The 15,298-nt window shown below is 69.0% G+C and carries 10 protein-coding genes; 6 read left to right on the top strand and 4 right to left on the bottom strand.

Features of this window, described 5'->3' with window-relative positions:
• Positions 1–74: 74 nt before the first annotated feature.
• Complete coding sequence (locus ACIBO2_RS42785; protein ID WP_397304039.1) at positions 75–575, bottom strand: calmodulin-binding protein; 501 nt, start codon at positions 573–575, stop codon at positions 75–77.
• Between the two features lie 258 nt (positions 576–833).
• On the opposite strand from ACIBO2_RS42785, the gene ACIBO2_RS42780 reads away from it, so the two are divergent.
• Positions 834–1,388: an ATP-binding protein gene (locus ACIBO2_RS42780; protein WP_358553346.1), complete on the top strand. Its 555-nt coding sequence runs from the start codon at positions 834–836 to the stop codon at positions 1,386–1,388.
• A 250-nt stretch (positions 1,389–1,638) separates the two neighbouring features.
• On the opposite strand, the gene ACIBO2_RS42775 is transcribed toward ACIBO2_RS42780, so the two are convergent.
• Positions 1,639–3,633 (bottom strand): ATP-binding protein, encoded by a 1,995-nt coding sequence (locus ACIBO2_RS42775; protein ID WP_397304163.1) that lies wholly within the window; start codon positions 3,631–3,633, stop codon positions 1,639–1,641.
• 257 nt (positions 3,634–3,890) lie between these two features.
• On the opposite strand from ACIBO2_RS42775, the gene ACIBO2_RS42770 reads away from it, so the two are divergent.
• Positions 3,891–6,248, top strand: coding sequence for a LuxR C-terminal-related transcriptional regulator (locus ACIBO2_RS42770; protein ID WP_358553342.1), 2,358 nt, complete (start codon positions 3,891–3,893; stop codon positions 6,246–6,248).
• On the opposite strand, the gene ACIBO2_RS42765 is transcribed toward ACIBO2_RS42770, so the two are convergent.
• Positions 6,249–7,751, bottom strand: a complete 1,503-nt coding sequence (locus tag ACIBO2_RS42765; RefSeq protein WP_358553340.1) for a CYTH and CHAD domain-containing protein — start codon at positions 7,749–7,751, stop codon at positions 6,249–6,251.
• 366 nt (positions 7,752–8,117) lie between these two features.
• Here ACIBO2_RS42765 and ACIBO2_RS42760 point away from each other — a divergent pair, with 366 nt between their 5' ends.
• From ACIBO2_RS42760 to ACIBO2_RS42745, 4 genes are all read left to right on the top strand, one after another.
• Complete coding sequence (locus tag ACIBO2_RS42760; RefSeq protein WP_358553338.1) at positions 8,118–8,714, top strand: helix-turn-helix domain-containing protein; 597 nt, start codon at positions 8,118–8,120, stop codon at positions 8,712–8,714.
• Complete coding sequence (locus tag ACIBO2_RS42755; protein WP_358553336.1) at positions 8,714–10,450, top strand: ABC transporter ATP-binding protein; 1,737 nt, start codon at positions 8,714–8,716, stop codon at positions 10,448–10,450. The genes ACIBO2_RS42760 and ACIBO2_RS42755 overlap by 1 nt, the downstream gene beginning before the upstream one ends.
• Positions 10,451–10,535: 85 nt before the next feature.
• Complete coding sequence (locus ACIBO2_RS42750) at positions 10,536–12,488, top strand: ABC transporter ATP-binding protein (RefSeq protein ID WP_397304038.1); 1,953 nt, start codon at positions 10,536–10,538, stop codon at positions 12,486–12,488.
• A gap of 97 nt (positions 12,489–12,585) precedes the next feature.
• Positions 12,586–13,458 carry an LLM class F420-dependent oxidoreductase gene (locus ACIBO2_RS42745; protein WP_358553332.1) on the top strand — a complete coding sequence of 291 codons (873 nt, stop codon included), beginning with the start codon at positions 12,586–12,588 and terminating at the stop codon, positions 13,456–13,458.
• A gap of 55 nt (positions 13,459–13,513) precedes the next feature.
• Here the strand turns inward: ACIBO2_RS42745 and ACIBO2_RS42740 are convergent, their stop codons facing one another.
• Positions 13,514–14,656, bottom strand: a complete 1,143-nt coding sequence (locus ACIBO2_RS42740; protein ID WP_358553330.1) for an SGNH/GDSL hydrolase family protein — start codon at positions 14,654–14,656, stop codon at positions 13,514–13,516.
• Between the last annotated feature and the right edge of the window lie 642 nt (positions 14,657–15,298).

Here is a 15,298-nt window from a genome sequence, read left to right as displayed (position 1 = left end):
GACCCGTTCACACCGAAACCTCCGCGGGCGTGACCGCGGAGGTTTCGGTGGTGCGGGGAGTGGCTGTTGGGTTCTCAGGGGGCGGGGACCTCGCGGACCAGCTTGGACGTCCAGGGGCAGAAGACGCAGCCGGGCAGGAAGGCGCCGCATGCCTCATCGAGATGGTCTTCGGTGTAGGTCACCGTGGCGTCGCAGACCTCGATGGCCACCGCGAAGAAGCTGATCGTGTTCGGATCGTAGTGGAAGCTCCAGTGCGGGTTGTAGGTGGCCGGTCTCTTGACGATCCGGCCCAGGACGTGCACCTCCTCCTGCTCCTCGCCGCTGAGGATCCGCCGGGCGTGCTCGATCTTCGCGGGGTCGGTGAGCTGGAAGACGAACGGCCTGGCGCGCTCCGCGGTCTGCATCTCGAAGTAGACCGGCGCGACCGCCGCGCGAGTGGGGGCGGCCTGGAGGGAGGCGGGCACGCACGAGCGTGCCGCGGCGGCATGGGCGGGGGCGGCCGTGAGCGTGGGGGCGCCCGCGGCGAGCAGTGCCGCGAGGGCAAGGGCTGACGCCGCGAGGGAGGGGATGCGCATCGGCTTCCTTTCGATCAGGAGTGGACCCTCTGCACCGATGCCCATCAGCCAAAACTACCTAACGTAACTGTACGACTACAGAAAGCTACCGGTTGGGCATGATCAGCCGGTCGACTAGGTAGGTGTCCCGGGGACTACCTACGTAGTCGAAATAGGTAGTCGTATGGGGATTTCTCACGTCTCGTCATCGCGAGGTGTGAGGAAGGCTTGTGGCCAAAGTACCAATGCCGCCGAAAGTGAGGATCGAGGCTGCGAGCCATGTACAAGCATCAGCCCCCCAAGTCCACCCCCCTTCGTTCCCGACCGCGAGGCGAAATCTTTCGCCACCTACTGCTTGGAGCAGGGATGGGGTCTGCGTCGCAAGGGGATGGTGCACATGAGCGACACCGGTTCGCGGCCAGGGTCGAGAACGACTGTCCAGCCGACGCGCGGCGGGTTGCCTCATGGAGGCTCCCGCACCAGCTCGGCTCGGTGCCCAGGGCACGCCATCTGACACGTGCGCTGCTGTCCCAATGGGGCTTCGACGGCCAGAGTGAGGTCGCCGAACTGCTGGTCAGCGAGTTGGTCACTAACGCGCTGAAATATGTGAAAGGGACCGTCGATCTCAGCCTCTCCGCTGAGGACGGGTTGCTGCGCTTCGAGGTCGAGGATGCCAATCCCGAACTGCCTCAGGCGCGTAGACCCCGCCCGGACGAGGAGAGGGGGCACGGTCTGCACCTGGTCGACACACTGTCGTGTTGCTGGGGAAGCATCCGCACCCATCGGGGAAAGGTCGTCTGGTGCGAACTGCCTGTCGGCGCGCGCCAGTGCTGAAGCCCGGGCCCACTCGCCCACGATCCGGAAAGGTTACGAGAGAGAGTCCATGCGCCAGATCCGTGTCCGCAAAAGTCCTATCCGCACCAGAGATGATCGGCCAGATCTGCGGACGCCATCAGGACGGAGGTTGCCATACTGAATAAACGATCATTACGGAACCCCCTGAACAGAGGGACGCCGGAGCCGATCGGGTCACCGCTGAGATCGGTCCCGGCGTCCCGCCTTGTCGGCGAGGGTCAGGTGAGGGTCACTCGCCGTCGGCCCGCTCGATCGCGTACGTGATCGTCCGCTTCAGCCCGAGCCGCGCCCCTTGACGGAAGGCCGCCGCGAACGCCCGCCCGCCCAGCTCCTCGTGGGCGCGCGCCATGCACTGCTCGTGGCCCCGTACGTGGGGAAACAGCCGGGTCGGTGAGGCGCCCATCGCCCGCCACAGCGGATGCGCGGTGCCGAGTATCGTGGCCGCCCGTTCGTATCGGCCCTGCGCGCAGGCCGTCCAGGCCAGCACCTCCAGGCATTGCGTGAGGCCCCACCGGTCGTTGAGCGTGTTCCTCAACTCGGCCGCCTCCCTCATCAGGGCTTCGGCCCTGCGCCAGTCGCCCTGGTTCCACGCGGCCATACCCAGGGCGAACAGCGCGTATCCGCGCGACAGCTGTGCGTCCCGGGCGTCCGACAGCGCGAGGAACCAGTCGCCCAGGGTGATACTGAGCTCCGGGGCCTCGGCCGCGCCGTAGGCGGCGGCGTAGAACCGGTTGATGGCGGCGGCGTCGACGTCTCCACCGGCCAGGTGTCCGGCGCGGGCCTCCTCCAGGAGCGCGAGACCTCGCCGGGGCTCTCCTGCCGAGAAGGCGGCGATGCCCGAGACCTGGGTGGCGAACGCGAGAGCCGATTCGTCACCCAGCCGCTGGGCCAGGATCCGACATTCCTCAAGCTGCGGCAGGGCCGTCTTCAGGTCGCCCTGATGGAGGGCGAGCAGGCTGTCGACCCACAGGGCGTGGGCCCGGGCGGAGTTCGCCTCCGGCACGAGCCGCAGGCCACGGTCCAGCCAGTGCCGGCCCTCGGTGAGAGAGCCGGCGATGATCCAGAAGACCCACAGCGCCGAGGCGATCTCCAGCCCCACGGACGCCTCGACCGTCCGGCCGAAGCACAGGTCGAGCGCGACGCGCAGATTGGGCAGCTCACGATGCAGGGCCCTGAATCCCTCAAGCTGGTGGGGAGAGAGCCGATCCAACCGGTGCCGCTCGACCTCACCCCGGTAATACTCGACGTATCGCCGGCCCAGCGCCCTCGCCTCGGCCGGGGACAACTCCTCACGGCCGTATGAGCGGATGCTGTCGAGCATGCGGTAGTACACCCCGGTGTCGCGCTCTGTCGCGATGAGTACGGACTTGTCCACCAAGCCGGCGATCAGATCGACGACATCTTCCTTGTCGATCTCCGCTCCCGGGCAGATCGCCTCCGCGGCCTCCAGCGCGACGCCGCCGGCGAACATCGACAGCCTGCTCCACAGCCGCTGCTCCGCCGCCGAGCACAGTCCGAAACTCCAGTCCAGGGTGGCGCGCAGCGACCGGTGCCGGGGCAGGACGGAACGGGCGCCCTCGACCGGCGCCTCGAAGTGCTCGTCCAGCTCACGCAGCAACTGCTCCACGGGCGTCGTGCGCAGCCGCACCGCGGCCAGTTCGATCGCCAGCGGGATCCCCTCCAGGCGCTGTGACAGCCGGGCCACCGTCGCGGCGTTGGCCGCGTCGACCGTGAATCCGGGTCGTGCCCGCGCCGCGCGCTCGGCGAACAGGCGGACCGCGTCGTGGCGGGCGATGTCGCGCACCACCTCGCCGGGATCCGATGTGGTCAGCGGCGGCACGTACAGCACCTGCTCGCCGTAGACGCCGAGCGCCTGCCGGCTGGTCGCCAGGATCCGCAGCCGCGGGGCGCCGCGCAGCATGCGGTCCACCAGGAGGGCGCACTCCTCCAGCAGGTGCTCGCAGTTGTCCAGCACCAGCAGCATCCGCCTGTCGGCCAGGTAGTCGACCAGCGTGGTCATGGAGCAGGGGCCCAGCTCACGCAGGCCCAGCGCCGTGGCCACGGCCGACTCCAGAAGGTCGCCATCCTCGAGAGTGGCCAGCTCGACCAGCTCGACCCCGTGCGCGAACGCCCCGCGCAGGGCCTCGCCCGCCTGCACGGCCAGCCGGGTCTTGCCGACTCCACCGGTGCCCGTCAGGGTCAGCAACCGGGTATGGCCCAACATTCGCCGCACAGCGGACATCTCATGCCTGCGCCCGACGATGCCGGGTCCCTCTACCCGCCGATGTTCCGGAGAACCGGTCACCTCCGCGTCCATCCTGCCTTGTGGCGCCGCTGTAATCGCGCCATCACTCACCACCAGGCTATGTCCACTTCATCGCGCTGTGCACCGGAAAACGGTCTGGGCATAACCTAGGTAGTTAAGGGCCCGGATTCAGCACGGTGGTGACCTGCTTGGCCGAGCCGGCACGAGGGCGCGTCATGGCAACAGGGGAGTCCCGGCGGCAGCGGAGCGGATGGCTGCCGGCCGAGGTGACGAGTTTCGTGGGACGTCGGCACGAGGTGGCCGAGGTCAAGACGTTGCTGTCCGCGTCCCGGGCGGTGACCTTGATCGGCGTGGGCGGGGTGGGCAAGACCCGGCTGGCCCTGCGCGTGGGGCTCGAGGTGCGGCGGGCGTTCCGCGATGGCGTGTGGCTGGTCGAGCTCGCCTCGCTGGAGGATTCGGAGCTGCTCGCTCAGGTCGTGGCCGAGGCCCTGGAGATTCGCGATCACACCGCCTGCCCGCCCCTGCAGGTGCTCGTCAGCCACCTGCGCGACAAGCAGACGCTGGTGATCCTCGACAACTGCGAGCACCTGGTCCACGAGTGCGCCGTGGTGGCCGACACGCTCCTGCGGGCCGCCCCTGAGCTGCGGATCCTGGCCACCAGCAGGCAGGCGCTGGGCATCGGTGGCGAGCAGATGCTGCCCGTGCCGACGCTTCCGCTGCCGAACTCCGACCGCCCGGGGATATCCGCGGAAGCGCTCATGCAGTGTGACGGGGTGCGGCTGTTCACCGAGCGGGCCCGGGCCGTGCTGCCGACGTTCGCCGTCACCGAGGACAACCGGGACCTCGTGCTGCGGATCTGCCGCCGGCTGGACGGGCTGCCGCTCGCCATCGAGCTGGCGGCCGTGCGGCTGCGGGCGCTGTCGCTCCAGCAGCTCCACGACCGGCTGGACGACCGTTTCCGGCTGCTCACCGCGGGCTCGCGGGCGACGCTGCCGCGCCATCAGACGCTGCGCGCGATGATCGACTGGAGCTTCAGCCTCTGTTCGGAGCGGGAACAGCAGATGTGGGAGCGTGCGTCGGTGTTCGCCGACACGCTGGACCTGGAGGCGGCGGAGGCGGTCTGCTCCGGCGACGGCATCAGCCGCGAGGAGATCATCGACCTGGTGATGGCCCTGGTCGACAAGTCCGTCTTCCTCCGGGAGGAGCATGGCCGGGTAGTGAGATACCGGCTCCTCGACACCATCCGCCAGTACGGCCGCGAACGGCTCACCGCCTCAGGCCAGGAGTCCACGCTGCAACGGCGACACCGCGCCTACTACCGGGCACTGGCGGCGCGGGCCCACGCGCAGTTGTTCGGCCCCTCGCAGGTGGCCTGGTTCGACCGGCTGCAGCTCGAACACGCCAATCTGCGTACCGCCCTCGACAGCTTCTACGGCGACCCGGCGGAGGTCAGGGCCGGCCTGGGCATGGCGGCCGACCTGCTCTACCACTGGATCACCAGTTACTACCTCGGCGAGGGCCGGCGCTGGCTGGACCGAGGGCTGGCCCTGGACACCGAGCCGAGCGAGGTACGCGCCAGGGCCCTGTGGGCCAACAGCTGGCTGGCCATCATCCAGGCCGACATCACCGCCGCCTCGACCATGCTGGAGGAGAGCCGGATCCTGGGGGAGCTGCTGGGTGACGAGCTGGTCCGCGGGTACGTCGCGCTCTACTCCGGCATGATCGCCATGTACCGCGGCGACACCGAAACGGCCATCAAGCTGTACGAGGAGGCCGCGGCACGGCACCGCAGCACCGAGAACCCCGTGGGTCTCGCCCTGGCCCTCATCCGGCTGTCCCTCGCGCACTCCTACCTGGGTGACTCGTCGCAGGCCATCTCCCTGGGCGACGACTGCCTGGCCGTGTGCGACACCTTTGGGGAAGGGTGGCACAAGGCGTACACGATGATGGCGCTCGGTGTGGAGGTGTGGCGGCAGGGAGACGTCCGCCGCGCGACCGAACTCGAGAAGGAGAGCCTGGCCTTCAACCGCTCGCTCGACGATCCGCTGGGCGTCGGGGTCAACCTCGAGGTGCTGGCCTGGATCGCCGAGACGGAGCATCACCACACCAGGGCCGCCCGGCTGCTGGGCATCCTGAAGACGGTCTGGAGTTCGATCGGTGCGCCGCTGTCCGGGTACGGGCACCTGGTCCGCTACCACGACGAATGCGAGAGCCGCACGCGCGCGGCCCTGGGGGACGCGACCTTCGACACCGAGCTCAAGCGGGGTGCCCGGCTCTCCTACGACGAGGCGCTCGGCTACGCGCTCCAGGAGGAGCCGCCTCAGGGCGAGAAGGCGGCGAAGGCGGAGCCGGCGCGGCTGACCCGCCGCGAGACGGAGATCGCCCAGCTGGTCGCCCAGGGGATGACCAACAAGCAGATCGCCGCCGCGCTGGTGATCGCCCCGCGCACCGCCGAGGGACATATCGAGCACATCCTGAACAAGCTCGGCTTCAACTCACGCGCCCAGATCGCCGTGTGGGTCGGCGACCGGGCCCGAGCCGCGGACGGGGAGGCTCCCGATTCGCGGGACTGACTATTTCGCGAGCGCGCGCAGGAGCTTGGGTTTGGCGGCCTTCTTCCAGATCGGCGCGAGGGCACGGTACGCCTCGGCGGCCTCGTGGCGTTCCTCGGCGAGCAGCAGGCCGAGGGTGAAGGCGTCGGCCGCCGACAGGTTCGCCCTGGTGGCGAGCTGGGTGAGCTGTTGCTGGGCGACCAGCGCGTCCTGGCGGCGGCCGAAGGCGTCCTGCAGTCGTTCGCCGTGCTTGGCGAGCTTCGCGGCGGGCTTGCCGAGTACGTCGGTGGCGGCTTCGGCGGTGTAGCGGGCGCGTTTGGCCGCCTTGCGGGTGGCGTGCAGGGCCTGGTCACGCTCCGCGCCCAAGGGCAGGCGCTCGGCCTTGGCGTATTTGGCCAGGACCTTGCCCCAGCTCTTGGCCACCAGGGCCGAGGGTCGGCGGTTCGCCCTGCCCTGGAAGGGCGGGTCGGCGATGAGATCGTCGAGGGCGGCCAGGAGAGCGAAGTAACGCGGTGTCCGCAGCGTCTTCTTGAGCGCCCGCCTGGCCCTGTGCTCGCGCGCGGCCAGCACGGCAGGCCATTCCGCCTCCCGGGGACCGCCGGCGGGCTGGTCGGCGAGGCGGCGGGCGAATCGGGCGGTGAGCACTTCGAGATCGCGCACCGTGCCCAGCTCGGCGGCCAGCCACTTCAGCTCCGCGTCGAGCGGGCCGATCCGGTCGCTGTCCAGCAGCCGCGCGTGGGTGCGCAGGAGGCTGCGGATGCGCCGCAGGGCCACGCGCATGTCGTGCACCGAGTCGTCGTCGTGGTCGGCCAGGCGTACCAGCGGGTCGTTGGCGAGCAGTTGCCCACGTTGGCGCCGCACGTACGCGATCAGGACCGCCCTGGCGCTCCGCCCGTCCTTGCGGCCACTTTCCGGGGGCAGGTCGGCGCCCAGCACGCGCGCCAGCTTGGAGCCGGATGACGACGGCGCCAGCCCGGCGTCACGCAGCCTGCTCTCGACGGCATCGAGTACGTCCATGCGGCCGTCCACCAGCTCGACCTCGATCTCGCGCCACGAGACGGGCGGCCGGTCGGCGTTCTGGCGGCGGCCCTCCACCACGTCGTCGCTGACCTCGGCCAGCACCCGGCCCTCTTGGTCGCGCAGCTTGCGTGTCGTGCGGGTGGTCCGGAGGGTGGCGACCGGGACGAGGTCGCGCCCGCGCAGATGGGCGGCGACGAGGTCGGTCAGCCGGGTGGGCACCTGGTGCACACCGGCGCCCAGCGGCGCGCGCACCTCCCGCTTGGCCCCCTTGGCCACCGGCAACTTGAGATGCCACCCGGCGTCCTGGCCGCCCCGGCGGCGGCGCAGGGTGATGCCCTGGGCGGCGAGCGTCAGGGCCGGGGTGTCGACGTAGTCGGCCACCAGCCGCCACGTCTCCGGCTCGTCCACCGTGACCTTGCCGTCCGGGCCGGTGAAGTCCTCGATCGCGATCTCGGCGGGGCCGTTGACATCGTACTTGCGTTCGATCTCCACAATGTTCCTCAACTCTCCGAAACCCCCACTACCCCGGCGAGTCCCACAAAACGTGCAAGAAGCCCCTTCCTGGGGCTCATCCACGACGGACCGTCTTCGTCCGCTCCTCTGGAGCCTTCCGCTGGGACCTCTGTGACGACGGACCGTCTTCTTCCGCTCCCGGAGGAGGATCCCCCTCGGGCCTCATCCACGACGGACCGTCTTCTTCTCTCTCCCCGCTGGGGTCCCTCCAGAAGGACCCCAGCCACCATGGACCGTCGCTGGGACCGAGACGGTCGCGTGACGCCGCACCAAGGGGTTTGGTCGAAAACCAGTTGAACGAGTGAGTACTCGCTCATTAGGATCGTCCGCATGACGAAGAGGCGAAGGGTGCCGGCTATGGCGCCAGAAGAGCGTCGGGCCACACTCATCGCCGCCACGCTGCCCCTGTTGCGCGAATTCGGCACCGCCGTGAGCACTCGCCAGATAGCCGAGGCCGCCGGTGTGGCCGAGGGGACGATCTTCGGGGTCTTTCCCGACAAGGCCTCGCTGGTGCGGGCGGCGCTGATGAGCGCGTTCGACCCGAAATCGGCGGTGGCCGCGCTGACCGGCATCGGCACGACGACCGAGCTGCGCGCGCGGCTGCGCGAGGCGGTCACGATGCTGCGGGCCGGAATGAACGCCAACGCCAACCTGATCGCCGGGCCCAAGGAGCTGATGGTCGACGACGTCGAGTTCCGCGAGCATATGTTGGACAGCCGGCGTCAGATCCTGGCCGCGGTCACCGCTCTGCTCGAGCCCGACCGCGACCGGCTGCGCCGCTCTCCCGAGGCCACGGCACAGCTGCTCCTCATGTTGGTCGCGGTGAGCGCGCATCGCGGTTTCGGCCATGGCGGCGAGTTCGGCGACATGGACGACGCGGAGATCGTCTCCGTTCTGCTCGACGGGCTGCTCCTGCGGCCTTCCCCCACTCCTTCGACAGAAAGCACTTCTTGATGCTGCTCCGTCTCTTGCGGGCACAGCTCAGGCCGTACGGGAAAGAGATCACGCTCGTCGTCCTCTTCCAGTTCGTGCAGACACTGGCCACGCTCTATCTCCCCACCCTCAACGCCGACATCATCGACAACGGCGTCGTCAAGGGTGACACCGGATACATCGCACGCGTCGGGCTGGTGATGCTCGGGGTGACGCTCATCCAGATCATCTGCTCGGTCGTGGCCGTCTACTACGGCGCCCAGACCTCGATGGCCCTGGGCCGGGACTTACGGGCCGCGATCTTCCACCGGGTCCAGGACTTCTCCGCCCAGGAGGTCAACCGGTTCGGCCCGCCGTCCCTGATCACCCGCACCACCAACGACGTGCAGCAGATCCAGCTGCTCGTGCTGATGACGTTCACGATGATGGTGGCCGCGCCGATCATGTGCGTCGGCGGGATCGTGCTGGCGCTGCGCCACGACGTGGCGCTGTCGTCGCTGCTGCTCATTGTGCTGCCCGTGCTGCTCGTCATCGTGGGCCTGATCGTGATGCGCATGCGTCCGCTCTTCCGCACGATGCAGGAGCGCATCGACCGGATCAACCAGGTGCTGCGCGAGCAGATCACCGGCATCCGGGTCATCAGGGCCTTCGTCCGCGACCGGCACGAGCGTGAGCGTTTCGCGGTGGCCAACGACCAGCTGACCGACGTGTCGCTGCGGGTCGGGCGGCTCATGGCGCTGATGTTCCCCACGGTCATGCTGGTGGTGAACGTGTCGAGCGTCGCCGTGGTGTGGTTCGGCGGCCATCGCATCGCCGACGGGAGCATGCAGGTGGGCGCGCTGACCGCGGTCATCTCCTACCTGATGCAGATCCTCATGTCGGTGATGATGGCGATGTTCATGTTCATGATGATCCCTCGGGCCGAGGTCTGCGCCGAGCGCATCGAGGAGGTCCTCGACACCGAGCCGACCGTCCACCCGCCGGCCACCCCCGTCGCCCCGGAGAGTCATCTCGGTGAGCTGGAGCTGCGGTCGGTGGACTTCCGCTATCCGGGCGCCGACGAGCCGGTGCTGTGCGACGTGAGCTTCGCGGCGCGGCCGGGCCGTACCACCGCGATCATCGGCAGTACGGGCAGTGGCAAGACGACGCTGCTCAACCTCATCCCGCGCCTGTTCGACGCGAGCGCCGGTGAGGTGCTGGTCGACGGCGTCAGCGTACGAGACCTCGACCCGGCCGTGCTCTCCCGGGCGGTCGGCCTGGTCCCGCAGTCGCCGTACCTCTTCTCCGGCACGATCGCCTCCAACCTGCGCTACGGAAGGCCGGACGCGACCGACGAGGAGCTGTGGCAGGCCCTTGACGTGGCGCAGGCCCGCGAGTTCGTCGAGGCGATGCCCGAGGGCCTGGACGAGCCGATCGCCCAAGGTGGCACGAACGTCTCCGGCGGCCAGCGCCAACGCCTGGCCATCGCCAGGACGCTGGTGCACCGGCCCGAGATCTACCTGTTCGACGACTCCTTCTCCGCCCTCGACTACGCCACCGACGCCCGGCTGCGCGCCGCGCTGGCCGAGGAGATCACCGACGCCACGATCGTCATCGTGGCCCAGCGGGTCAACACGATCCGCGACGCCGACCGCATCCTCGTGCTCGAGGACGGCCGCGTGGTCGGCAGCGGCGACCACGCCGAGCTGATGGCGACCTGCCCGACCTATCGGGAGATCGTGCTGTCTCAGCTCACCGAACAGGAGGCCGCGGCATGACCGAACTCATCGACTCGCACAGCACCTTGGTCAGGCGACCGAGCGTTATGCGATCAAGCGTTATGCGATCAAGGAAGGAGGGTTCATGACCACCCCGACGCCCGCGCGCCGCCCCGCGCCCGCTTTCGGGCCGGGCCGGATGATGTCCGGGCCGGCCGAGAAGGCGCACGACTTCGGCGGTTCGTTCCGCCGCCTGCTGCGGCTGCTGCACCCCGAGCGCGCGATGCTGGCCGTCATCCTGGCTTTAGGTACGGTCAGCGTCGCGCTGACCGTGACGGGACCCAAGACCCTCGGCCACGCCACGGACCTGATCTTCTCGGGCATCATCGGCGCCCAGTTGCCCGCCGGGATCACCAAGGAGCAGGCCGTGGCGGGGCTGCGCGCCAGGGGCCAGGGCACGTTCGCCGACATGGTGTCGGCGATGAGCGTGGTGCCCGGCCAGGGCATCGACTTCACCGCGCTGGCCCAGGTGCTGGGCTGGGTGCTGGCGCTCTACCTGGTGGCGGCGCTGCTCGGGATCGTGCAGTTCCGGCTGACCACGATCGTCGTGCAGCGGGCGGCGTCCCGGCTGCGCGAGCGGATCGAGGCCAAGCTGGCGCGGCTGCCGCTGAGCTACTTCGACGGCCAGCCGCGCGGCGAGATTCTCAGCCGCGCCACCAACGACACCGACAACATCGCGCAGACGCTGCAGCAGACGATGAGCCAGCTCATCTCGTCGGTGCTGACGGTCGTCGGCGTACTGGTGATGATGTTCTGGATCTCGCCGATCCTGGCGATCATCGCGCTGGTCACGGTGCCGCTGTCGGTCTACGTCACCACGGTCATCGGAAAGCGGTCGCAGCCGCAGTTCATCAAGCAGTGGTCCTCGACGGGCAAGCTCAACGGCCACATCGAGGAGATGTTCGGGGGGCACACGCTGGTCAAGGTGTTCGGCAGGCAGAAGGAGGTCGCCGAGGCCTTCGACGAGCACAACCAGGCCCTGTTCAACTCCAGCTTCCGGGCCCAGTTCATCTCCGGGCTCATCCAGCCGGCGATGATGTTCATCGGCAACCTCAACTACGTGCTGGTCGCCGTGGTGGGCGGGTTCAACGTGGCCTCGGGTTCGATCTCGCTGGGCAACGTGCAGGCCTTCATCCAATACTCCAGGCAGTTCAGCCAGCCGCTGACCCAGGTGGCCGGCATGGCGACCCTGGTGCAATCGGGTGTCGCCTCGGCCGAACGGGTCTTCGAGCTGCTGGAGGCTCCGGAGCAGTCCGCGGAGCCCGCCAAGCCCGCGCGCCCCGATCAGGTCAGGGGCCGTGTGGCGTTCGAGAACGTCTCCTTCCGCTACGATCCGGACCGGCCGCTGATCGAGAACCTGTCGCTTACCGTCGAACCCGGCCAGACCGTGGCCATCGTCGGCCCCACGGGAGCGGGCAAGACGACGCTGGTCAACCTCATCATGCGCTTCTACGAGGTGACCGGCGGCCGTATCACGCTCGACGGCGTCGACATCGCGGAGATGTCCAGGGAAGAGCTGCGCGACAACATGGGCATGGTGCTGCAGGACACCTGGCTGTTCGGCGGCACGATCGCGGAGAACATCGGCTACGGGGCGGAGGGCGCCACGCGCGAACAGATCGAGGCCGCCGCGGAGGCCGCCCACGTCGACCGCATCGCGCACACGCTGCCCGACGGCTACGACACGGTGATCGACGAGGAGGGCGCGACGGTCAGCGCGGGCGAGACACAGCTGATCACGATCGCCCGCGCGTTCCTGTCCGAGCCGGCGATCCTGATCCTGGACGAGGCCACCAGCTCGGTCGACACCCGGACCGAGGTGCTCATCCAGCGGGCGATGAGCTCGCTGCGCGAGGGGCGTACCAGCTTCGTGATCGCCCACCGGCTGTCCACGATCCGCGACGCCAGCCTGATCCTGGTCATGGAGAACGGGCGGATCGTCGAACAGGGCACGCACGAGTCGCTGCTGGCCGCGGACGGCGCCTACGCCCGGCTGTACTCGGCCCAGTTCGGCCGGGCGGTCGCGGAGGTGGACTAGCCGCCGAGGACCCGGCGACTCCTGTGTGGTACTTGGATGATCGACGCCGGGTACACGATGATGTTCGGGAGTCGCCGGAGCTTGACGGGAGCCACGCATGCGGATCGGTGTCGTCTTTCCCCAGACCGAACTCGGCGCCGACGTGGGCGCCGTACGGGCCTACGGACAGCGGGTCGAGGAGCTCGGGTTCCGGCATGTACTGGCCTATGACCACGTCGTAGGCGCCGATCCGGCGGTCCACCAGGGCTGGGACGGCCCCTACGACGTGCGGACCACCTTCCACGAGCCGATGGTCCTGTTCGGCTACCTCGCCGCGCTGACCTCACTGGAGCTCGTCACGGGCATCATCATCCTGCCCCAGCGGCAGACGGCCCTGGTGGCCAAGCAGGCCGCGGAGGTCGACCTGCTCACCAACGGCCGGTTCCGGCTGGGCGTGGGACTGGGCTGGAACCAGGTGGAGTACGAAGCCCTCGGCCAGGACTTCAGCACCCGGGGCAAGCGCATCGACGAGCAGGTCGCGTTGCTGCGCCGGCTGTGGACCGAGCAGTCACTCACGTTCGAGGGCACCTTCGACCGGGTGACCGGCGCGGGGCTGGCGCCCCTGCCCGTGCAGCGGCCGATCCCGGTCTGGTTCGGCGCGCAGTCGCCCCCGGCGTACCGCCGCGCCGGACGCCTGGCCGACGGGTGGTTCCCGCAGATGTCCCCGGGGCCGAAGCTCGACGAGGCCAAGGCCATGGTCGCGGAGGCCGCCACACAGGCGGGCCGCGACCCCGCCACGCTCGGCATGGAAGGCCGGGTCAGCTGGACGGGCGACGCGGCGGAACTACGCGAGGCGGCCCGGCGGTGGCAGGAGTCCGGAGCCACTCATATCGCCATCAACACCATGCGGGCGGGACTCCGCTCGGTCGACGAGCACCTCGCCGCACTGGAGACAGCCGCCGACGCACTCGAGGTCCGGAAGGCCGACTAGAGCTCGGTTCGTCGCCGCCCTGCAGGTGCTGGGTATCGGTGGCCCTAGCGCTTCGTCAGGTTAGGAGTGCGCCGGCGATCACGTGGGCCATGGCTTGTGCTCCGGCGTCGTTGAGGTGGATGTGATCGCCGCTGTCGTAGGCGGCTGCGACGGTGGCCGGGGCCGCGGAGTCGCGCACGGCCTGGTCGAGGTCGGCGACGGCGTCGAACTTCGCGCTGGTGCGGATCCACCGGTTGACGCGTCGGCGGAGTTCCTCGTTGCCGGGGGTGTCGAATCCGGGGCTGATCGCCCCGGCGCCGTTGAACGGCGTGAGGGTCGTGATGACCGTGGTCAAACCGTGGCGCCGGGCGCGTTCGGCGATGGCGGTGTATCCGTCGATGAGCTCGTCCGCGGACACCGGAGGGGTGCCGAGCATTCCGGGCAGGCAGATGTCGTTGAGCCCCAACTCCAGGATGAGGTGTGTCACTCCCGGTGCGGCGAGCACGTCGCGATCGAACCGGGCGGTTCCGCTTTCCCCGAAGACGTCGGTGAGCAGCCGGTTTCCGGCGATGCCCAGGTTGATCATGGATATGCCCGCGGCAGCGGCGCGGCGGGCCATTTGGTCGGTGTAGCGCAGGTTGGCTTCGGGTGTGGTGCCCACGCCGTCCGTCAGCGAGTCGCCGAAGGCGGCCACAACGCGGCGGCCGGGGGGCGTCAGCACATCGATCCCGGTGAGGTGGAAGCGGGATTCAACCTCTTCCGCGTGGGTCAGTTCGGGCTGGGAGGCCACGTCGCCGGCGGTGACGTAGCCGGTCCGCAGAGCGAAGGGGTGGTAGGTGGCGGGTCCGCACGGTGCCGCGTAATAGGTGCTGATCACCAGGTCGGTCTCGGCGGTCGTGGCGAGGTCGACGGGGTCGCTCACGGCCTCGTGCTCGGCCTCGATGGTCACGTCGGGAGTGCCACCGAAGGTGACCTCGGTGTCAGTGCCGGGGGTGATCGCGGATGCGGTGGCGTGCAGTGCGATCCGGATGCGGGCGATGGTGAGCGGTTCCTTGCCGTACAGGTTGCTGAGCCGTACCCGTAGACGGGCACCGCCGCCGCGGACGCGAACGATCTGGCGGAGGGTCTGGTCATCGAAACTGCGGGAGGGATGGACAAGCGTCGGCTCGTACGGGCTGACGGGAGCGGATCTGAAGGCCGCTATCCATGTCTGGGTCATGGGCACACTTCTCCTGGAGCGCTGGCGGATGAGGTCGTCGAAGCGGGCGGCGTCGCCGGTGGCGAAAGAGGGGTTGTCTGGCTGGGCGCCAGGCAAGTCCGGATCACGATCGGGTCGAGCACCCCGGCGCCGCAAACGAGATTGAACGCATGGGTTCAAAATAGTTATCTGGACGACTCAGTACAACTCAATAGTTCATTCATTTGAACCAGCGAGTACAATCTAGGGATGGTTAGACACATCGGCCCGCTGGAGGCCCGCTCCCAGATGGGCACCCGCCAGAGGCAAACGCCGGCTTGGCGGGGCGATCGCCTGGTCAGTGCGACGCGCGCTGGCGCAGTCCGCGTTCTGTGCGCCGAAACGCAGGCCGTCGAAGAGGATCGCCGTGATGCGCACGGCTTCGTTCTGCCAGCCTTCGGTGGCGTGCATGCCGCACGGTCGGCCTGAGCTGCCGATACTTACCCCCGAGCCGGTGCGGGACCGGACCTGTCCGGCTCGCGTGCATCGTTCTGAACTTTGGGGCCGTTCCGGCTCAGTACTGTGACTTCGCATGACCGACACCGAGTTCGAGATCACCGCGGACCTGGTCCGCGAGTTGCTGCGGGAGCAACATCCAGACCTTGCGGGGCTGGCCATCCGCGA

The organism is Nonomuraea sp. NPDC050022 (assembly GCF_044460705.1).
Classification (GTDB): domain Bacteria; phylum Actinomycetota; class Actinomycetes; order Streptosporangiales; family Streptosporangiaceae; genus Nonomuraea.
Note: the sequence above shows the minus strand (reverse complement) of the source record. Positions and strands in the feature narration are given on the sequence as shown.